The organism is Streptomyces sp. NPDC005423, from assembly GCF_040606415.1.
Taxonomy (GTDB): domain Bacteria; phylum Actinomycetota; class Actinomycetes; order Streptomycetales; family Streptomycetaceae; genus Streptomyces.
In genome coordinates this window covers 186,991-207,352 of record NZ_JBEXET010000001.1, presented here as the reverse complement: position 1 = coordinate 207,352, position 20,362 = coordinate 186,991, and the positions used below count along the sequence as shown (strand labels likewise).

11 protein-coding genes and 1 tRNA gene are annotated in these 20,362 nt (G+C 71.2%); 11 read left to right on the top strand and 1 reads right to left on the bottom strand.

What is annotated here, in order from left to right:
• Positions 1-34 precede the first annotated feature (34 nt).
• The 11 genes from bldG (at position 35) to ABZT12_RS00850 (ending at position 17,802) form a co-directional block, all read left to right on the top strand.
• Positions 35-376 carry an anti-sigma factor antagonist BldG gene (bldG, locus tag ABZT12_RS00900; RefSeq protein ID WP_003975386.1) on the top strand — a complete coding sequence of 114 codons (342 nt, stop codon included), beginning with the start codon at positions 35-37 and terminating at the stop codon, positions 374-376.
• A gap of 118 nt (positions 377-494) precedes the next feature.
• Positions 495-932 carry an ATP-binding protein gene (locus ABZT12_RS00895; RefSeq protein WP_356375108.1) on the top strand — a complete coding sequence of 146 codons (438 nt, stop codon included), beginning with the start codon at positions 495-497 and terminating at the stop codon, positions 930-932.
• Positions 933-1,239: 307 nt separating this feature from the next.
• Positions 1,240-3,654, top strand: coding sequence for a sodium-translocating pyrophosphatase (locus ABZT12_RS00890; RefSeq protein ID WP_356375105.1), 2,415 nt, complete (start codon positions 1,240-1,242; stop codon positions 3,652-3,654).
• A 211-nt stretch (positions 3,655-3,865) separates the two neighbouring features.
• Positions 3,866-4,453, top strand: a complete 588-nt coding sequence (locus ABZT12_RS00885) for a small secreted protein (protein ID WP_356375102.1) — start codon at positions 3,866-3,868, stop codon at positions 4,451-4,453.
• Positions 4,454-4,782: 329 nt separating this feature from the next.
• Positions 4,783-6,351: a class I SAM-dependent methyltransferase gene (locus tag ABZT12_RS00880; protein ID WP_356376663.1), complete on the top strand. Its 1,569-nt coding sequence runs from the start codon at positions 4,783-4,785 to the stop codon at positions 6,349-6,351.
• Between the two features lie 926 nt (positions 6,352-7,277).
• A complete protein-coding gene (topA, locus tag ABZT12_RS00875) occupies positions 7,278-10,097 on the top strand; it encodes a type I DNA topoisomerase (protein WP_356375098.1) in 2,820 nt (939 codons plus the stop codon).
• 134 nt (positions 10,098-10,231) lie between these two features.
• Positions 10,232-13,522 (top strand): dTMP kinase, encoded by a 3,291-nt coding sequence (tmk, locus tag ABZT12_RS00870; RefSeq protein ID WP_356375095.1) that lies wholly within the window; start codon positions 10,232-10,234, stop codon positions 13,520-13,522.
• A 139-nt stretch (positions 13,523-13,661) separates the two neighbouring features.
• Positions 13,662-14,867 carry a DNA polymerase III subunit delta' gene (locus ABZT12_RS00865; protein WP_356375092.1) on the top strand — a complete coding sequence of 402 codons (1,206 nt, stop codon included), beginning with the start codon at positions 13,662-13,664 and terminating at the stop codon, positions 14,865-14,867.
• 132 nt (positions 14,868-14,999) lie between these two features.
• Positions 15,000-16,637 (top strand): alpha/beta hydrolase, encoded by a 1,638-nt coding sequence (locus tag ABZT12_RS00860; RefSeq protein WP_356376660.1) that lies wholly within the window; start codon positions 15,000-15,002, stop codon positions 16,635-16,637.
• Positions 16,638-16,754: 117 nt separating this feature from the next.
• Positions 16,755-16,828: transfer RNA gene (locus tag ABZT12_RS00855), tRNA-Thr, on the top strand.
• Between the two features lie 344 nt (positions 16,829-17,172).
• Positions 17,173-17,802 (top strand): hypothetical protein, encoded by a 630-nt coding sequence (locus ABZT12_RS00850; protein WP_356375090.1) that lies wholly within the window; start codon positions 17,173-17,175, stop codon positions 17,800-17,802.
• Between the two features lie 682 nt (positions 17,803-18,484).
• Here ABZT12_RS00850 and ABZT12_RS00845 read toward each other — a convergent pair.
• Positions 18,485-19,720: a hypothetical protein gene (locus ABZT12_RS00845; protein ID WP_356375087.1), complete on the bottom strand. Its 1,236-nt coding sequence runs from the start codon at positions 19,718-19,720 to the stop codon at positions 18,485-18,487.
• Between the last annotated feature and the right edge of the window lie 642 nt (positions 19,721-20,362).

Genomic DNA, 20,362 nt, shown 5'->3' with positions numbered 1-20,362 from the left:
GATGACCGCTCGATAGCAAGGTGCTGGAGGATCCGTGGACCTGTCCCTGTCGACCCGTACCGTCGGCGATCGTACGGTCGTCGAGGTCGGTGGCGAAATCGACGTATATACCGCGCCCAAGTTGCGCGAACAGCTGGTTGAGCTGGTGAACGACGGGAGTTTTCATCTCGTCGTGGACATGGAGGGCGTCGACTTCCTCGACTCCACCGGGCTCGGCGTGCTGGTCGGCGGCCTGAAGCGGGTGCGTGCCCACGAGGGCTCGCTGCGCCTGGTCTGCAACCAGGAGCGCATTCTGAAGATCTTCCGTATCACCGGCCTCACCAAGGTGTTCCCGATTCACACCTCGGTCGAGGAAGCGGTGGCGGCCACCGACTGAAACGACCGTTCCGGGAGCGGCGAGTGACCGCTCCCGGGCGCCGGCAGGAAACGACCGGGGGTCCGGGTTTTCGGCTGCCCGGCCCCCTACAGCACGTTCGTAGTCCCGAGGGGGATGCATGGCCACCGTTGAACTCCGCTTCAGCGCGCTGCCCGAGCACGTCAGGACCGCCCGACTGGTGGCGGCAGCGGTGGCGCGCAGGGCCGGGGTGGACGAGGCCGTTCTCGACGAGGTGAGACTCGCCGTCGGCGAAGCCTGCACCCGCGCCGTCGGGCTCCACCAGAGCGGCGGTATCGACGCGCCGGTGAAGGTGCTGCTGATCGAGGAGGAGAAGCAGTTCTCCATCGAGGTAGGCGACGAGGCGCCGCACTCGGCTCCCGGTGACCGGGCGCCCGGTGCCGCGGCCGACGATCCGGACATGGAGACCGAGGAGGACGAGATGGGCCTCGCGGTCATCAGCGGGCTCGTCGACGACGTGGAGGTCACCGCCGGGGAGCACGGCGGACTGATCCGTATGACCTGGCCGACCACACCACTGGCCACCGTGCTCTCCTGAGAGCTCACCGGAACCCGTCCGGCCTTCGTCCGCGTCACCCTTCAGGGCCCTGCTGAGCAGGGCCCTTCTTTATTTCCCTGATCAGGCTCCGCTATTCGTGAACGAATTCACGATCAATCACCCGATAATTTGATCAAGCGTCAATGCCCTCGGGGCGTTACTGCTTTCGGGTGTCACGGCGTGTCGTCGATCATTTGCTGTTGAGTATGTGAAGGCTAATTCCGCTTACCGCACCCTGTTTTGATCAGGGTCGGGTACCTAGAATCCGTCCACATCTTGAGCTCAGCCCAAGCGTCAAGGAGGACGAATGGCGGGGCTTTCTACCCCTCATCGGTTTGACCACCCCACAACCTTCGCAGCCGCAGTACTCACGCACGACAACCGCATCCTCGTGACGGTCATCGGGGTCGTCGCCCTGGCCGCGCTCGTGGTCGCGGGCATCCTGGTGCGCCAGGTGCTCGCGGCGGGCGAGGGAACCGACAGCATGAAGAAGATCGCGGCAGCGGTCCAGGAAGGCGCCAACGCCTATCTCGGACGGCAGCTGCGCACGCTCGGCGTATTCGCCGTGGTCGTCTTCTTCCTGCTCCTGCTGCTGCCGGCGGACGACTGGAAACAGCGCGCCGGCCGATCGCTGTTCTTCTTGATCGGCGCCGTCTTCTCGGCGACCACCGGCTATATCGGCATGTGGCTCGCCGTGCGCAGTAATGTGCGCGTCGCCGCGGCGGCCCGGGAAGCGACCCCGGCAGAAGGCGAGCCGGAAAAAGATCTCACCACCGTCTCGCACCGAGCGATGAAGATCGCTTTCCGCACCGGGGGCGTCGTCGGCATGTTCACGGTGGGGCTCGGCCTGCTGGGCGCCTCCGTCGTGGTGCTGGTGTACGCGGCCGACGCGCCGAAGGTGCTGGAGGGTTTCGGCCTCGGTGCCGCCCTCATCGCCATGTTCATGAGGGTCGGCGGCGGCATCTTCACCAAGGCCGCCGACGTCGGCGCCGACCTGGTCGGCAAGGTCGAGAAGGGCATTCCCGAGGACGACCCGCGCAACGCCGCGACCATCGCCGACAACGTGGGCGACAACGTCGGCGACTGCGCGGGCATGGCGGCCGACCTCTTCGAGTCGTACGCCGTGACGCTGGTCGCCGCGCTGATCCTCGGCAAGGCGGCCTTCGGCGACTTCGGGCTGGCCTTCCCGCTGCTGGTACCGGCGATCGGCGTGGTCACCGCCATGATCGGCATCTTCGCCGTGGCGCCGCGCCGGACCGACCGCAGTGGCATGAGCGCGATCAACCGGGGGTTCTTCATCTCCGCGGTGATCTCGCTCGTACTGGTCGCGGCGGCCGTCTTCATCTATCTGCCGTCGTCGTACACCGGCCTCAAGGGCGTCACGGACGCGGCGATCAAGGCCAGGGACGGCGATCCGCGGATCCTCGCCCTCGTCGCCGTGGCGATCGGCATCGTGCTCGCCGCCCTCATCCAGCAGTTGACCGGCTACTTCACGGAGACCAACCGCCGGCCCGTGCGGGACATCGGCAAGACCTCGCTCACCGGCCCGGCCACCGTCATCCTCGCCGGTATCTCCCTCGGCCTCGAATCGGCCGTCTACACCGCCCTGTTGATCGGCCTCGCGGTCTACGGGGCGTTCCTGCTGGGCGGTACGTCGATCATGCTGGCGCTGTTCGCGGTGGCGCTGGCGGGCACCGGACTGCTCACCACGGTGGGTGTGATCGTCGCCATGGACACCTTCGGGCCGGTCTCCGACAACGCGCAGGGCATCGCCGAGATGTCCGGCGACGTCGAGGGCGCGGGCGCCCAGGTGCTCACCAACCTAGACGCGGTGGGCAACACCACCAAGGCCATCACGAAGGGCATCGCCATCGCCACCGCCGTGCTGGCGGCGTCGGCGCTCTTCGGGTCGTACCGGGACGCCATCGTCACCGCCGCGAACGACGTCGGCGAGAAGGTCTCCGGCGCGGGCGCGCCGCTGAACCTGATGATGGACATCTCACAGCCCAACAACCTGGTGGGCCTGATCGTGGGCGCCGCGGTCGTCTTCCTCTTCTCGGGGCTGGCGATCAACGCGGTCTCCCGGTCCGCCGGTTCCGTGGTCTACGAGGTGCGGCGGCAGTTCCGCGAGCACCCCGGGATCATGGACTACACCGAGACTCCGGAGTACGGGCGCGTCGTCGACATCTGCACCAGGGACGCGCTGCGCGAGCTGGCCACGCCCGGCCTGCTCGCCGTGCTCACCCCGATCGCGGTCGGGTTCACGCTGGGGGTGGGCGCGCTCGGCTCGTTCCTCGCGGGCGCGATCGGCACCGGCACGCTGATGGCGGTCTTCCTAGCCAACTCCGGGGGCGCCTGGGACAACGCGAAGAAGCTCGTCGAGGACGGCCACCACGGCGGCAAGGGCAGCGAGGCCCACGCCGCCACCGTGATCGGCGACACGGTCGGCGACCCCTTCAAGGACACCGCGGGTCCGGCGATCAACCCGCTGCTGAAGGTGATGAACCTGGTCGCGCTGCTCATCGCGCCCGCGGTCATCAGGTTCAGCTACGGCGACCACAAGAACCTCGCCGTACGGATTCTGATCGCGGGGCTGGCGTTCCTCGTGATCGTCGTCGCGGTGTACGTCTCCAAGCGGCGCGGCATCGCCGTGGGCGACGAGGGCGACGAGGGCGACGCGGAACGGTCCGCCAAGTCCGTTGACCCAGCGGTGGTTTCGTAGCGAGTCCTCGGAGGTTCGGTCCAAAAGGCGGGCGGACGGCGCGTGTTGGCGCGCCGGCCGCCCGTCTCGCGCGTTCACCGCCCCACCGTGAGCCTTCTCTCGCTTGGTGCAAAAGGTTGCAAAAGGCCGCTTAGTGGACGGTAGGCATGCGGTTGTCGCCCATCTGGCGTGTATGTTCCGGGGCCGAGAGCCAGGTGAAGGGACCAAACCGGTGAACAAGAAGCTCACGGCCGCACTGTCCGGCGGTGCGGTACTCGTAGCGGCACTGTCGGGATGCAGCAGTGGCAGCACCGACAACAGCAACACCAAGCTGGACGCCTGGGCCAAGAAGGTCTGCGTCGCGGTGCATCCGCAGGCGAAGAAGATCGAGGCCGCCAACACCGCCATCCAGAAGGAGACCTCGGACAACAGCACACCGGACGAGGTCCGGAAGACCGACTCCCAGGCCTTCCAGGACATGTCCGACGCCTACAAGGCGATCGGCGCGGCCGTCAACGGCGCGGGGGCGCCGAACGTCGACGGCGGCGCCACGAAGCAGCGGAACGCGGTCAAGGAGCTCGACGGCATCGCCGCCTCCTACGCCGCCCTGAAGAAGCAGGTCGACACGCTCGACACCAAGGACCAGGCGAAGTTCGCCGACGGCCTCAAGGGCATCGCGACCTCGCTGGAGAAGCTGAGCACGAGCGGGAACGACGCCCTGAAGACCCTCGAAGAGGGCGACGTCGGCAAGGCGATGACCAAGCAGGCGAGCTGCAAGTCGGCCTCCTCCTCGGCCACTTCGTCCTCGGCGGCGAGCTGACGGCGGCGCGGACCCGCGCACGGCCCGAGCGGCCGGGCCCATCGCAGGCCCCAGACCTGGCAGGCCCCAGACCTGGCAGGCCCCAGACTTGGCAGGCCCAGGACATCGCAGAGCCCCGCACGCGCGCGTGCCGGGGCTCTGCTCTCGTTCGCGCGCGGGTGACGGACTCTCCGTGCCGGTGCCGGAGGCTCCGTGGGCCCGGACGGGTGCACGCGCGCGTGGCGGGTGTTCGTGTGCGCGAACGCTCCACGCGCGCGTGCCGCGCTTTCCGGGTGCGCGGGCGCGTTGTCGGTCCGAGCGGACACAATGGGGTCGTGAGTGATGACACCCTGCCCTCCGCGGTTTACCCGACGTCTCCGGCGTCCCCGGTCCCCCTGGCCCCGTTGCCGGCGGGTGACCGCGCCGACGTCGCCGCCCGGCTGCGGGACGCCCTGCTCGCGGCCTCCTTCACCGCCGACGGCCTCCTCGAACTCCTCGACGCCCCCGCCTACGCGGCGCTGGCCCGCAGCGAGACCGTGCCGGCGCTCCGGGCGACCAGGGGAGACACCCCGCTGGAGACGCTCGTCCGGCTCTTCCTGCTCCAGCAGCCCGTACCGCACGCACGCGTGGAGGGCGTCCTGCCCCTCGCCGAGTGCCTGGAGAGCGGGTGGCTCGTGCCGGCCGGCGATGCGGGGACCGACGTCGCGGCGACCGTGGACGTACGGCCGTACGGCGGACCGGGCGGCGAGGACTGGTTCATCGTGTCGGACCTGGGGTGCGCGGTCGGCGGGGCCGGCGGCATCGGCGGCCGGGGTCTTCAGGCGGACACGGCCGTCGTCCTCGGGGTGGGCGGCGCGTCCACGACCCTCGCGGGCATCACCGTACGGACACCGGTGGCCGCCGCGCTCGACCTGGGCACCGGTTCCGGCATCCAGGCGCTGCACGCCGCCCGGCACGCCACGCGCGTGACGGCCACCGACCTCAATCCGCGCGCCCTGCACATCACCGCCCTCACCCTCGCCCTCTCCGGCGCCCCGGCCGCCGATCTGCGCGAGGGTTCGCTCTTCGAGCCGGTCCGGGACGACGAGACGTACGACCTGATCGTGTCGAACCCGCCCTTCGTGATCTCTCCCGGTGCCCGGCTCACCTACCGCGACGGCGGGATGGGCGGGGACGATCTGTGCCGCACGCTCGTTCAGCAGGCGGGGGAGCGGCTGCGTGAGGGCGGATTCGCGCAGTTCCTCGCCAACTGGCAGCACGTGGAGGGGGAGGACTGGCAGGACAGGCTGCGGTCGTGGGTGCCGCGCGACTGTGACGCGTGGATCGTGCAGCGCGAGACACAGGACGTCACGCAGTACGCCGAGCTGTGGCTCAGGGACGCCGGCGACCATCGGAGCGACCCGGCCGAGTACCGGGCGCTCTACGACGCCTGGCTGGACGAGTTCGAGGCGCGCAAGGTGAAGGCCGTGGGCTTCGGCTGGATCACCCTGCGCAGGACCGCCGCCGCCGTGCCCTCGATCACCGTGGAGGAGTGGCCGCATCCGGTCGAGCAGCCGCTCGGCGACACGGTGCGGGCCCACTTCGAGCGCCTCGACTACCTGCGCGCCAACGACGACGCGGCGCTGCTCGCGGGCCGTTTCGAGCTGGCGGCCGAGATCGTCCAGGAGCAGGTCGGGCTGCCCGGCGCCGAGGACCCCGAGCACGTCGTACTGCGTCAGCACCGGGGCATGCGCCGGGCGACGAAGGTGGACACGGTCGGCGCGGGCTTCGCCGGCGTCTGCGACGGCACGCTCACCGCGGGCCGCATCCTCGACGCCATCGCCCAACTGGTCGGCGAGGACCCGGTGTTGCTGCGCGACCGCACCCCCGCGCAGATCCGGCTGCTGGTGGAGCAGGGCTTCCTGGAACCGGCCGGGTGACCCTTCGTACGTTCGCCACGGTTCGCGCACGGTTCGCGCACGGCTCGCCCATGGGTCGCGCATGGCTCGCGTGGGACGGCGGAGCCGGCGGTGATCCACCGCGAGCCGCCCCGGCGCGCCCCGGCGTACGCGCCCCGGCGGCGTCGTCCTCCGGAGGTACCGAACGGCGACCCCGGGGGCGACCCCGACCGTCGGTGTGGTGTGACCCGCCTTGTGCGGCAACGAGTTCGAGTCGACTTGGGCACCCGGCGCCGAACCCGCCGTAGCGGCCCGTCCGTCCGGCGAACCGGACCGGAAGGCCGGATTCGGGACGGCCGCGTGCACGGCGGGTCAGGTGGGTCACTCGGCGCCGACCCGGGCGGAGGCGTCATTCGGCACCACCCCCTGAGCGTCGACTCCCGCGGGTGCACCGGGGGTCGGGCCGCCGGCCGCCCCTGGGGGCCGGCCCTTCCGGACCGGGGCATCGCGGTGGGGGAGAGGCGCACGGAACGCGTACCCGTGGTCTTCGCGGGCACGGTGTCCGCCCTGTTCGGGGGCGTGCCGCTGCCGTGGACCTCGGTCCGGGCGCGGGACCGCGGACCGGGGGACCGAGGTGTGAGTCCGGTCGCATCGGCGGCCCTCGCGAGCCTCGCCGCCGTCGGCGCCCCGGCCCTCGGAACCGCGTGCCACACGCCCGCCCGAGAAGCCCCGGGAGAGCGCGCCGGGGGCGAGGGGCGGGTCACCCTCCGGACAGGTCCGAAAAGGCCGGGGGTACTCCGGGCGGCAGGAATGGCGGGAGTCGGGTTACCGTTCGAGTGGCCGTTGCGGGCTTTTCCCGTTTGACACGGGGGCGGGATGTACCGTCACACTCCGCAGCGTCACCATGACCCGACCCCGGGACGAAGGCCCCAGGGGAGGCCCAGCGTCAACCGGAGAAGAGAGCGAAGTTGTCCCCGACCAGCGAGACCGCACACGGCGGCCGCCGACTCGTCATCGTCGAGTCGCCCGCCAAGGCGAAGACGATCAAGGGCTACCTCGGCCCCGGATATATCGTCGAGGCGAGCGTCGGGCACATCCGCGACCTTCCCAACGGCGCCGCGGAGGTGCCCGAGAAGTACACCGGTGAGGTCCGCCGCCTCGGAGTGGACGTCGAGCACGACTTCGCGCCGATCTACGTGGTCAACGCCGACAAGCGGGCCCAGGTCAAGAAGCTCAAGGACCTGCTCAAGGACTCCGACGAACTCTTCCTCGCCACCGATGAGGACCGCGAGGGCGAGGCCATCGCGTGGCACCTCCTCGAAGTCCTGAAGCCCAAGGTCCCGGTCAAGCGCATGGTGTTCCACGAGATCACCAAGGACGCGATCCGCGCCGCCGTCGCCAACCCGCGCGACCTCAACCAGCTGATGGTCGACGCCCAGGAGACCCGTCGTATCCTCGACCGCCTCTACGGCTACGAGGTCTCGCCGGTCCTGTGGAAGAAGGTCATGCCGCGCCTGTCGGCCGGCCGTGTCCAGTCCGTCGCCACCCGGCTCGTGGTCGAGCGGGAACGCGAGCGCATCGCGTTCCGGTCCGCCGAATACTGGGACCTGACGGGAACCTTCTCGACCGGCCGCGCGGGAGACTCCTCGGACCCGTCGTCGCTCGTCGCCCGCCTCCAGGCCGTCGACGGCAAGCGGGTCGCCCAGGGCCGTGACTTCGACTCCCTGGGTCAGATCAAGAGCCCGAACACCCTCCACCTCGACGAGGCCAACGCCCGCGCCCTCGCCGCCGCCCTGGAGAACACGGACTTCAAGGTCCGCTCCGTCGAGTCGAAGCCGTACCGACGCTCGCCGTACGCCCCGTTCCGTACGACGACGCTCCAGCAGGAGGCCAGCCGCAAGCTCGGCTTCGGCGCCAAGGCCACCATGCAGGTCGCGCAGAAGCTGTACGAGAACGGCTACATCACCTACATGCGTACGGACTCCACGACCCTGAGCGAGACGGCGGTCACCGCCGCCCGCGCCCAGGTGACGCAGTTGTACGGCGCCGACTACCTGCCGGCCCAGCCGCGCGTGTACGCCGCGAAGGTCAAGAACGCCCAGGAGGCGCACGAGGCGATCCGCCCCTCGGGCGACCGTTTCCGCACCCCGGCCGAAACCGGCCTGACCGGCGACCAGTTCAGGCTCTACGAGCTCATCTGGAAGCGGACCGTCGCCTCCCAGATGAAGGACGCGGTGGGCAACTCCGTCACCGTGAAGATCGCGGGCACGTCGTCCGACGGCCGGGACGTCGAGTTCAGCGCCTCCGGCAAGACGATCACCTTCCACGGCTTCCTGAAGGCCTACGTGGAGGGCGCCGACGACCCGAACGCCGAGCTGGACGACCGCGAGCGCCGGCTTCCCCAGGTCACCGAGGGCGACCCGCTCTCCGCCGAGGAGGTCACGGTCGACGGGCACGCCACCAAGCCCCCGGCCCGCTACACCGAGGCCAGCCTCGTCAAGGAGCTCGAAGAGCGCGAGATCGGCCGCCCGTCGACGTACGCGTCGATCATCGGCACCATCCTCGACCGCGGCTACGTCTTCAAGAAGGGCACGGCCCTGGTGCCGTCCTTCCTCTCCTTCGCCGTGGTCAACCTCCTGGAGAAGCACTTCGGCCGGCTCGTCGACTACGACTTCACCGCCAAGATGGAGGACGACCTCGACCGCATCGCCAGCGGCGAGGCGCAGGCCGTGCCGTGGCTGCGGCGCTTCTACTTCGGCGAGGGCGAGGCGACCGGCGCCGCCGAGGCGGGCAACGGCGACGGCGACCACCTCGGCGGCCTCAAGGAACTCGTCACCGACCTGGGCGCGATCGACGCCCGCGAGGTGTCGTCCTTCCCGATCGGCAACGACATCATGCTCCGCGTCGGCCGCTACGGCCCCTACGTCGAGCGCGGCGAGAAGGACTCCGAGAACCACCAGCGCGCCGACGTCCCCGAGGACTTGGCGCCTGACGAGCTGAGCGTCGAGCACGCGGAAGAACTGCTCGCCAAGCCGAGCGGCGACTTCGAGCTGGGCGCCGACCCCGAGTCGGGCCACCAGATCATCGCCCGGGACGGCCGTTACGGCCCGTACGTCACCGAAGTGCTCCCCGAGGGCACCCCGAAGACGGGCAAGAACGCCGTCAAGCCGCGCACGGCCTCGCTGTTCAAGTCGATGTCCCTCGACACGGTCACCCTGGCCGACGCGCTCAAGCTGATGTCGCTGCCGCGCGTCGTCGGCAAGGACGCCGAGGGCGTGGAGATCACCGCGCAGAACGGGCGGTACGGGCCCTACCTGAAGAAGGGCACGGACTCCCGCTCCCTTCAGACCGAGGACCAGCTCTTCACGATCACCCTCGAAGAGGCGCTGGAGATCTACTCCCAGCCCAAGCAGCGCGGCCGGGCCGCCGCCAAGCCGCCGCTGAAGGAGCTGGGCGAGGACCCGGTCAGCGGACAGCCCGTCGTCGTCAAGGACGGCCGCTTCGGGCCGTACGTCACCGACGGCGAGACCAACGCGACCCTGCGCTCCGGCGACAGCGTCGAGGAGATCAGCCCGGAGCGCGGCTTCGAACTGCTCGCCGAGAAGCGGGCCAAGGCGCCCGCCAAGAAGACGGCGAAGAAGGCGCCCGCCAAGAAGGCGACCGCCGCGAAGAAGGCTCCGGCCAAGAAGGCGACGACCGCCAAGAAGACGGCGGCGAAGACGACGACGGCCGCGAAGAAGTCCACCGCGAAGAAGACGGCCGCCTCGAAGGCCACTTCCGAGGACTGATCGACCGGTTCGGACCGGATGGTTCTCGGTTTCGGCTTCGCGAAACGAACGCCTCGGCATCACTTTGGTGTCGGGGCGTTCGGACGTCAGGGCGGGCGCGGCCGGTTGTCGGTGGCTGCCGATAGGCTGAAAGCATGACGCCAGCCCAGCAGCCAACGGCCCACCAGCCGGCCCCCGACGACGCCCTTGTCGCGGACTCCCGCGAGCGTGCCGTCCGCGCCCTGCTGCGCCAACCGCAGCTCAAGCGGCTGTGGAGCGCACAGCTCGTGACAGGTGTCGGCGACATCCTCGCCCTCCTGGTGCTGGTCGTGCTCGCCCTCCAAGCGGCGATCGGCCAGGGCTCGTTCGGAGGCGGCTACCGGGGCGCGGCGTTCGCGGTGGCGACCGTCTTCGGGGCGCGCGTCCTGGCGACGCTGCTCTTCGGGGCAGTCCTGCTCGGCCCGTTGACCTCGCTCACCTCGCACGACGGCCCGCTCGACCGGCGCTGGACCATGGTCGGCGCCGACGGTCTGCGGGCCGCACTGCTGATCGTCGCCCCGCTCTGGATCGACTGGACTCCCGCCAACGCGCTGGCCGTTCTCCTGGTCACCGCCTTCGTGACCGGAGTCGCCGAGCGCTTCTGGACGGTGTGCCGCGAGAGCGCCGCACCCGCCCTGCTGCCGGGACCGCCTCCCGAGGGAGCGACGGTCCGGCCGCTGCCCGACCACATGGACGCGCTGCGGAGGCTGTCGCTGCGGACGAGTTTCGTCACGATCCCCGTCGCCGCCGCGGCCCTCGTCGTCGCCGCCCTGCTCAACAACCTGCTCGGCACCGGCATCACCTGGTTCGCGCAGCACCAGGTCGCCCTCGGTTCCTACGTCGCCGCCGGGCTGTTCGCCGGATCCCTCTCCGTCCTGACCTACCTGGAACTGCCCGGCATCCGCACCCCGCGCGCGCGGTCGCCGCTGGAGGGACTGCGCCGCCCCCGTACCGGCACGGGCATCGACAAGGGCCGTACGGGCGCCATCCCGCTGCTGGTGCTCGCCTGCGCCGCCGTGGCCGGGGCGGTCGCGGCCGTCGTCGGCGTGGCGGTGCTGCACGCCAAGGACCTGGGCGGCGGCCCGGTGACCTTCGGGCTGCTGGTGCTGGTGCTCACCGGCGGTGTCGTCGTCGGCATCCGTACGGCCCCCGCCGTGCTGGTGTCCCTGTCGCGGCGCCGGCTGCTGGCGCTGGCGATCGCCTTCACCGGCGTCGCCCTGCTCGCCGCCGGACTCGTCCCGGACGTCACCACCGTGCTGCTGATCGTCGCCCTGGCCGGCATCGGCGCGGGCGTCGCCGCCAACACCGGGCACACGCTGCTCGACCAGGAGGCCGAGGACTACCGGCGGGGCCGCACCACCGAGCACCTGCACGCGGTCGTCCGGATCTCCGTCGCGCTCGGCGCGCTGATCGCCCCCCTGGTCGCGGCCCTGATCGGCCCGCACCGGCTGGAGAACGGCAAGTTCGTGTTCGCGCACGGCGGCGCGGCGTTCACCCTGATGCTGGTCGGCGCGCTGCTGCTGCCGGTGGCCGCGCTGGTACTGGCCAAGGTCGACGACCGTTCCGGGGTGCCGCTGCGGCACGATCTGCGGGACGCGCTGCTCGGCGGCGACGACCCGGTCACGGTGCCCGCCACGAGCGGCTTCTTCATCGCCCTGGAGGGCGGCGACGGCGCCGGCAAGTCCACCCAGGCCGAGGCGCTCGCCGAGTGGATACGGAGCAAGGGGCACGAGGTCGTGCTGACCCGCGAGCCCGGCGCCACCCCGGTGGGCAAGCGGCTGCGGTCGATCCTGCTCGACGTGTCGTCGGCGGGACTGTCCCACCGCGCGGAGGCGCTGCTGTACGCGGCCGACCGCGCGGAGCACGTCGACACCGTCGTACGACCGGCTCTTGAGCGCGGCGCGGTCGTCGTCTCGGACCGTTACATCGACTCCTCCGTGGCCTACCAGGGCGCGGGCCGCGACCTGTCCCCGACCGAGATCGCCCGGATCAACCGGTGGGCGACCGACGGACTCGTCCCGCACATGACCGTCCTCCTGGACGTCGCCCCGGAGACCGCCCGCGAGCGGTTCACGGAGGCGCCGGACCGGCTGGAGTCGGAGCCCGCCGAGTTCCACGCGCGCGTGCGGTCCGGTTTCCTGGCCCTGGCCGCCGCCGATCCCGGGCGTTACCTGGTGGTCGACGCGGGCCAGGAGCCCGAGGCCGTCACCACCGTGATCCGGCACCGGCTCGACACCGTCCTGCCGCTCTCCGAGGCCGAGATCAGGGCCCAGGAAGAAGCCCGCCGGGCCGCCGAGGAGGAGGCCCGCCGCAAGGCCGAGGAAGAGGCCGCCCGCAAGGCCGAGGAGGAGCGCCTGGAGCGTGAGCGCCAGGAGCAGCTCGCCAAACTGCGCGCCGAGGAGGAGGAGCGCAAGCGGCGCGAGCTGGAGGAGGCGCAGCGCCGCGAGGCAGAACGCCAGGCGGAGGAGGCCCGGCAGCGCGCCGAGGACGCGCGCCGGCGTGCCGAGGAGGAGAAGGCCCGCCTGCTCGCCGAGGAGGAGGCCCGCGCCGCCGAGGAAACCCGGCGCAGGGCCGAGGCGGACCGGCTGCGCAGGCAGGCCGAGGAGGAGGCCCGGCTGCGTGCCGAGGCCGAGGAGCGCCGCCGGGAGAAGCAGCGCAAGGCGGAGGCGGCCCTGCTCGCCGCCGAAGAGGCCCGGCGGCTCGCGGCGGAGGCCGCCGCCGCTGCCGAGGTGGCCGCTCGCCGGCCGTCCGACCCCGCCGGGACGCCGTCGGAGGCGTCGACCGTGCAGACGCCGATGGTCAGGCCGCCGAGTGCGGGCAGCCGGGCCGGGGCAGGCCGACCGGGAACCGGACGGTCTGCTGACGGTCAGTCAGAAGCGCAACGTGGCAAGGGAGTTCGTTCAGCCGAGGAGACGGCGGTGCTGCGGCCGGTGTCCGGTGCCGGGCGGTCGGGTGAGCGGTCCGCGGCCGTCTCCGAGTCCGAGGTGACGGCTCAGTTGCCGCAGCCCCCGGTGCCCAAGGGCGCGGCGGACGAGACGGCCGTACTGCCTCCCGTTCCCTCCAGGGCGGCGGACGAGACGGCGGTGCTGCCTCCGGTGCGCGGGCAGGGTCCCTCGAACCGGGTGCCCTCGGGCTTCTTCCGGGACGAGCGGCCGGGTGGCCGCCCGGAGGGGAAGCCTGCGGACGCGGCTTCCGGCGCGGGTCAGGACCGTACGCGGGAGCTGCCGCAGGTCGACGAGGAGGGGGCGCCCCGGCGCCGGCCGCGGCCCGACTGGGCCGAGGAGACTCCGCTGGACGACCTGCCGACGCTGGCGGACGAGCTGCTCGGCCCGCGCGACGATGACGACGAGCACGGCGATGGCCCCGGCCCGAGCGGCAGGGGCCGCGGCAGGGGACGCCGAGGCTGAGGGCGTCAGGGGCGTCGAGGCCACTGTGGGCGCCGGTGCGAGGGTCCGTGCCGGCGCCTCGGACCGCGTTGTCAGTGGCGCCCCGCACAATGGATCGCGTAACCCCGAGTGCGCGGCGTGACGAAAGGGCCGGTGACCCATGAGCGTGTGGGACGACCTGGTGGGCCAGGAGAAGGTGAGCGACCAGCTCGCCGCCTCAGCCCGTGACGCCGACGCCCTGGTCACCGCCGTCGCGACCGGCACGGCGCCGCCCGAGGCGTCGAAGATGACGCACGCCTGGCTGTTCACGGGACCTCCCGGCGCCGGCCGCACCCAGGCCGCGCGGGCCTTCGCCGCCGCCCTCCAGTGCGTCAGCCCCGACCGGGCGCTCGGCGGAATCCCCGGCTGCGGCTTCTGCGACGGCTGCCATACGGCGCTCATCGGCACCCATGCCGACGTCAGCACGGTCGCCGCGGTGGGCTCGCAGATCCTCGCCGACGACATGCGGGACACGGTCCGCAAGTCGTTCACCTCGCCGGCGAACGGCCGTTGGCAGGTCATCCTCGTGGAGGACGCCGAGCGGCTGAACGAGAAGTCGGCCAACGCCGTCCTCAAGGCGGTGGAGGAGCCCGCCCCCCGCACCGTGTGGCTGCTCTGCGCCCCCTCGATCGAGGACGTCCTGCCCACCATCCGCTCCCGCTGTCGCCACCTGAACCTGAGCACGCCGTCGGTCGACGCCGTGGCCGACATGCTCGTACGGCGGGAGGGCATCGAGCCGGTCGTGGCCGCGGCCGCCGCCCGAGCGACGCAGGGGCACGTCGACCGGGCGCGCCGGCTGGCCACCGACCCGGCCGCCCGGGAGCGCCGGGCGGCGGTGCTGAAGCTGCCGTTGCGCGTCGACGACGTGGGGAGTTGCCTCAAGGCGGCCCAGGAACTGGTCGACGCGGCCTCGGAGGACGCCAGGCAGCTCGCCGAGGAGCGGGACGGCAAGGAGACCGATGAGATGAAGACCGCCATGGGCGCGAGCCAGAGCGGCCGGATGCCGCGCGGCACGGCGGGCGTGATGAAGGACCTGGAGGACAAGCAGAAGCGCCGCAGGACGCGTACGCAGCGCGACAGCCTGGACCTCGCGCTGACCGACCTGACCGCGTTCTACCGCGATGTCCTGGCCCTTCAGTTCGGTTCCCGGGTGGCTATCGCCAACGCCGACGCGGAGGAGGCCCTGGAGCGTCTCGCCCGCGGCGGCTCCCCGGAGTCGACGCTCCGCCGCATCGAGGCCATCGCCGCGTGCCGGGAGGCGCTCGACCGCAATGTGGCACCCCTGCTGGCGGTGGAGGCGATGACCATGGCGCTGAGAGCGGGCTGAGAGCCGGGCGGGGGGCCCCGGGGGAGCCGAGGCGGTGCGCGGTGCCGCGCGTTGACGGCGTCACTCGTAAGAGGCACATCCCTCACGTGGGGCGTCCGACCGATCGCTCAGAGTTACGCTCGCATGATGCACTTGCACAGCAGGCGTCCTCCCCTCCCTCCTGCCCGCACGAGCCGGCGCGACCGGACGGCCCCCACCACCTCCCCGGCCCGCACGGCCCGTATCGCCGGAGCGCTCCTGGCCGCCACCTCGCTGCTCGTGTCGGCCTGCTCCGCGTCCACGGGGAGTGCGACGACCACCACCAAGGCGGCGGAGGCGGTGCTGGCCGCGCTGCCACGTTCCACGCCGGGCACGCTGTCCCCGTACTACGGGCAGAAGCTCAGCTGGCGCACCTGCGGAGTGCCCGGATTCGAGTGCGCCACGATGAAGGCCCCCCTGGACTACGACCGGCCCGCCGGCGGTGACATCAGGCTCGCGGTCGCCCGCAAGAAGGCCACCGGCAAGGGCAAGCCCCTCGGTTCGCTGATGGTGAACCCGGGCGGACCCGGCGGTTCGGCGGTCGGCTACCTCCAGCAGTACGCCGGCGTCGGCTACCCGGCCGAGGTGCGCGCCCGCTACGACATGGTCGCGATGGACCCCCGGGGCGTCGCCCGCAGCGAACCCGTCGCCTGCCTCGACGGGCGCGACATGGACACGTACACGCAGACGGACACCACCCCCGACAACCGCAAGGAGATCACCGGACTCGTCGCCGAGGACAAGAAGTTCGCGGCGAGCTGCGGTGCGCACTCGGCGAAGCTGCTCCGCCATGTCTCCACGGTCGAGGCGGCGCGGGACATGGACATCCTGCGGGCGGTCCTGGGGGACCGGAGGCTGGCCTACGTGGGGGCGTCGTACGGGACGTTCCTCGGGGCGACGTACGCGGGCCTCTTCCCGGACCGGGTCGGCCGCGTCGTCCTGGACGGCGCGATGGACCCCTCCCTCCCCGCGCGGCGGATGAACCTCGACCAGACGGCGGGCTTCGAGACGGCGTTCCAGTCCTTCGCGAGGGACTGCGTACGGCAGACGGACTGTCCGCTCGGCGGCAGAGGCACCACACCCGGCCGGGTCGGGACGAACCTGAAGGCCTTCTTCCGCGAACTCGACGCCCACCCGATCGCCACCGGCGACGCGGACGGCCGCAGACTCGGCGAGGCCCTCGCCACCACCGGCGTCATCGCCGCGATGTACGACCAGTCGACCTGGCCGCGACTGCGCGAGGCGCTCACCTCCGCGATGCGGGAGAAGGACGGCGCGGGGCTCCTCGTCCTCTCCGACAGCTACTACGAGCGGAACGCGGACGGCCGCTACTCGAACCTCATGTCCGCCAACGCCGCCGTGAACTGTCTCGACCTCCCGCCCGCCTTCACCTCCACCGACCAGGTCGAGAAGTCGCTGCCCGCCTTCGAGAAGGCGTCCCCCGTCTTCGGTGAGGGCCTCGCCTGGGCCTCCCTGGGCTGCGCGTACTGGCCGGTCAGGGCCACGGGTGAACCGCACCGCATCGAGGCGAAGGGCGCCGCCCCGATCATGGTCGTCGGCACGACCCGCGACCCGGCGACCCCCTACCGCTGGGCCCAGTCCCTCGCCCGCCAGCTCACCTCGGCCCGCCTCCTCACCTACGCGGGGGACGGCCACACCGCCTACGGCCGCGGCAGCAGATGCATCGACTCCGCGATCGACACCTACCTGCTCCGAGGCACCCCTCCACCCCAGGGCAAACGCTGCTCATGACCCCCTCACGCCCGACGCGGTACCCCCGGGGGAGGCGTCCGGGGGGTGTGCGGAGCACCTTCGGAAACTGTGTAGACTTGCCGACGTTGCTGACCCACCATGGTGTGCGGCCAGCGCGCCGCCTTAGCTCAGATGGCCAGAGCAACGCACTCGTAATGCGTAGGTCTCGGGTTCGAATCCCGAAGGCGGCTCTGTGAAAGCCTCAGGACTCACTCGCCGTGACCTGGGGCTTTTGCTTTCTCCCTGTGCATCGCGGTTCCGCTGGTTCGGCTGGGGGCCCCCGCAGATGGCCAGGGGAGCGCGAGGGGAGCGCGTCGGGACAGGCGGAGCACAACGGGCCGTTTCTGGGGAGCGCGCGGTGCGCGCCGCAGGGGCTCACTGGGGGCGCTGTTCGTGTGGTGGTCCAGCGATGCCAGCAGGCGCTCGCGACTGTCCGGCGGGCAGAGCCAGGTACCCGACGGCGGACGCGTGGAGCGGTGCGCTGCCCTTACTGAGTTGTCGCATCCCGACAAGAAGCAGCCCGTAGGCTGAAGGGGTGCCGGACATTCAGGAAAACGTGGGCTTCAAGGCGATCGTCGCCCAGACGGGCGCTGTGCTGCTGACGCGCGGAGTCGAGGTCGAACCGGTGGCCGTACGCGACGTGGTAACGCTGATGGTCCGTTCCGTGGCCGAGCGGATCGGCATGGACGAGGAGGAGGCGCTCCACCTGGTCCAGCCGGAGGCGGTGGCCGAGGCCATCACCGCTGCCGCGGATCCGGGCCGTCAGGGCGCTGAGAACGTGCACGCCGTGCGGCCGGTACGGGTCGACGCCCGCACCGTCGCGGTCCCCGTACAGGTTGCCGGCCGCCTGGTGATGGCTGCCGGCCAGGCTGGCAAGTACGCGGCGCTGAACGGTGACGGCCGCACCGCCTCCCATGCGCTGGACTTGGCCACCGAGATCGGAGCGGCCCTGGCCTTCGCAGGCGTCGGCGATAAGGCCGATACCCCGGTCGGTGTCCTGACCGAACTCGCCGACATCGGCGAGACGGTAGCCCTACGGGTCGAACGTGACGGCTGGAGTATCTGCCCCTGCGGCGATGAGCACGACCAGAACGAAGTGGATGCGGGCATGTCGGCGACCCTGCGCGCCGACGCTGCGCTCGCCCATCGCTTGAGCCAGCAGTAATCGCCATGTGATGGAGCCAGCCCGGTAATGGCGGGTCTCATCGTGCGGCGTCAATTGCTCGAACAGGTTGTTTCGACGCTCGGCGATGCCAACACGCACCGAACACTCGATAAGGCGTGCACAGACCAGCCGATGCAACCCAGCCGAGGACAGGCGACCTCGAGTGTTCGCGGCGACGGTTCGACGGACTTCGTACATGCAATGGGCCTCGTGCTGCCGCAGCCGGCGTAGGCTGCACCATCCATCTGGCACGAAGGCCGCGTCGGCCGGCTAACGCAGTTTGCACTCGCGCGCTGCCGGCACGGCGTCGCTCGCTGCGCCCTCGCCGCCCACCACCGAGTCTTCCTCGACCGCAGGGAGATGATCTGCGAGTCGCCCACCACCCATTGCTGGAGGGTGTCGACCGAGGAATCCGGTGAGGGTGGTGAGGTACCAGTTGCCGCCGAGCTGAGGTTGACGACCGCCCCGGTACCGGGCTCGCGCTCGGTGAGCGGCCGTTGGCCGATGTCCGCGGTATGCGCCGACTGGGTGGTGACCGAGGCACCAGGCGGGCTCGGGGACGGTGACGCCGTCGTGGTCGGACGTGGCGATGGTGTGCCCGGCTATCGCTGGCCTACACACAGGATGTGGTCGGTGGCCGGACGGTCGGGGCGTTGGGCCCCGGCCGTCGGCTGCTGCTCGGTCACGCCGTCGCCTCGGCGTTCGCGGCCCAGTCTGCGCGGGCGTCGGCGAGCTGCCGCGCGACCTGGTTGAGGCGGTCGGCCTGCGCGCACAGCTTGGCCGCGACGGCTGTGACGTCCTGTGGGTCCAAGTCCTCCATGACGCAGTCCTCGACGACCGTGATGGTCGCGGTCGGGACACGGTGGGCGGGGATGGGGGAATGCGGGGAGCACGTGATCGTTGCGCAGAACACGTTCTCTTCGTAGATTTCGCGGCCCCCATCGATGCCGAACGGAGTGTTGATCACCATCGGCTGGCCGGGGAGGGCCTGGTAGTGCGTCACGTCGGAGAGGTGGAGTTGGAGCTTGTCGTCGGGCAGATCGGTCCTGCTCGGGTCGCCCTCGGTCCATGCCGGGAGGTGGCCGCTCACGGTCGCCCCGCTTTCGGTGGTGATGGACCAGGTGCGTGCCTCTGGTGCGGCCTGCTCCTGGGCGGTGAATACGCCGCGCAGGTATTCCAGCGTTTCGGCCGGGGCCGCTCCGACCGGCGTCACCAGAAAGCGGCGGCCGTCGCGCTCGCGGAAGTAGAGCGGCCCGGTCAGCGCGTCACCGTTCGGGCCGTTGGCCGGAATCTGGGTGATGTTGTGCTCGGTGAGGAACTCGGTGAGGCGTTGGCGGGCTGTGACGGACTTGCTGGCCCGGTGGTGGGCGATGGCGAAGGCGATGTCCTCCACCGTCGCGGCAGGGTCGTCGGACTCGGCGACCTGTTCCTTGACGTAGTCGACGAAGGCGGTGACCTTCGGGTCGCCGTCGGTGGTGAGGAACCGGTCGAGGCTGTCGAGAACCTGGGCAACCGACAGCTTTGTCGGGGTGCCGTCGACGATGTCCGCCAGCGCCTCCAGGCGGGGCAGGGCAGCGCGGATGTTGGCGACCTCGGCGCGCAGCCCATCGGGGGTGAGGTCGGTCTCGCAGTAGTCGATGAACGGGGCGAGGCCGGGGCCGCCGTCGCGGCCGTCCTCGGCCATGACGCGGGCGTCCAGGACGGTCCCGCCGCCGGACTGCTCGATGGTGACGTCGTGGGAGGTGTGCATCTCGTGGTCGCCCGTGACGGTGCACCACGACCAGACGATGCAGGCTGGCGCGGACGGGACGAGGGTGAGGTTGGCGCGGTCCTGGATGGTGGGCTCGGTGGTGCGGGCGTCGGCGTCGAATAGCGGCGGGATGGTCAGGGCGGCAGCGGACTGTGTGGTGTGGTTCACGATCACTCCTGGTGGGTTCAGGTTCTGGTCAAGGCCTTGGACTCGGTCCCGTGAACACCGGGTCCGAGGCCGCTTGCCTCTTGTCTTAGTGGCCTTGGCGGATCGGACGGGGGTGCCCCTTCTCCGTTTGGTGGGCGTCGCCCTAAGGTCGGTTACCATCCAGTAAGTCGCGCGTAAAATGCGCGCTTTCGAAGAGCTTGAGCGAAGTCGCGGGCGGTAGCTCCCCCAAGGGCGCTGCGCTGACCACGCCGCCGTGACGGTGCGGGCGAGGCAGGCGGTCGCGGCCTTGCAGCCGGCCTTGCGCGGCTTGTACGCGCGGCGATCTGGGCGACCTGCGAGCGGGCGCAGTGGTGCACGCGAAGGGTGGCGGTGGCTCGGCCGCCGCGTACGGTGCGGCGGGTTCGGGCGACGGTGGCGCGCTCGACGCCGAGGCGCTTCGCCCCGGTCCGTAGTGCGGTCGCGACACCCGAGGCGGTGGTCGCCCCCCGGCCTTGCCGCGGGGGAAGCATGGCGGGGAGACTGGTGGCGCAGTATCGACTCTGACGCAGGATCTCCGCAGAGCAGGGTGGTGGCTGCAATGTGCCTGCGGCAGGGCCGCTATTGCCTGCTCGCTTCCATGACTGGCGGACGGTTCGCCCTGCT

What these genes read in the sequence shown, in the direction of transcription:
- tmk (WP_356375095.1), top strand. Translation starts at nt 10,232, where the DNA reads ATGACGCCAGCCCAGCAGCCAACGGCCCACCAGCCGGCCCCCGACGAC.
- ABZT12_RS00890 (WP_356375105.1), top strand. Translation starts at nt 1,240, where the DNA reads ATGGCGGGGCTTTCTACCCCTCATCGGTTTGACCACCCCACAACCTTC.
- ABZT12_RS00895 (WP_356375108.1), top strand. Translation starts at nt 495, where the DNA reads ATGGCCACCGTTGAACTCCGCTTCAGCGCGCTGCCCGAGCACGTCAGG.
- ABZT12_RS00865 (WP_356375092.1), top strand. Translation starts at nt 13,662, where the DNA reads ATGAGCGTGTGGGACGACCTGGTGGGCCAGGAGAAGGTGAGCGACCAG.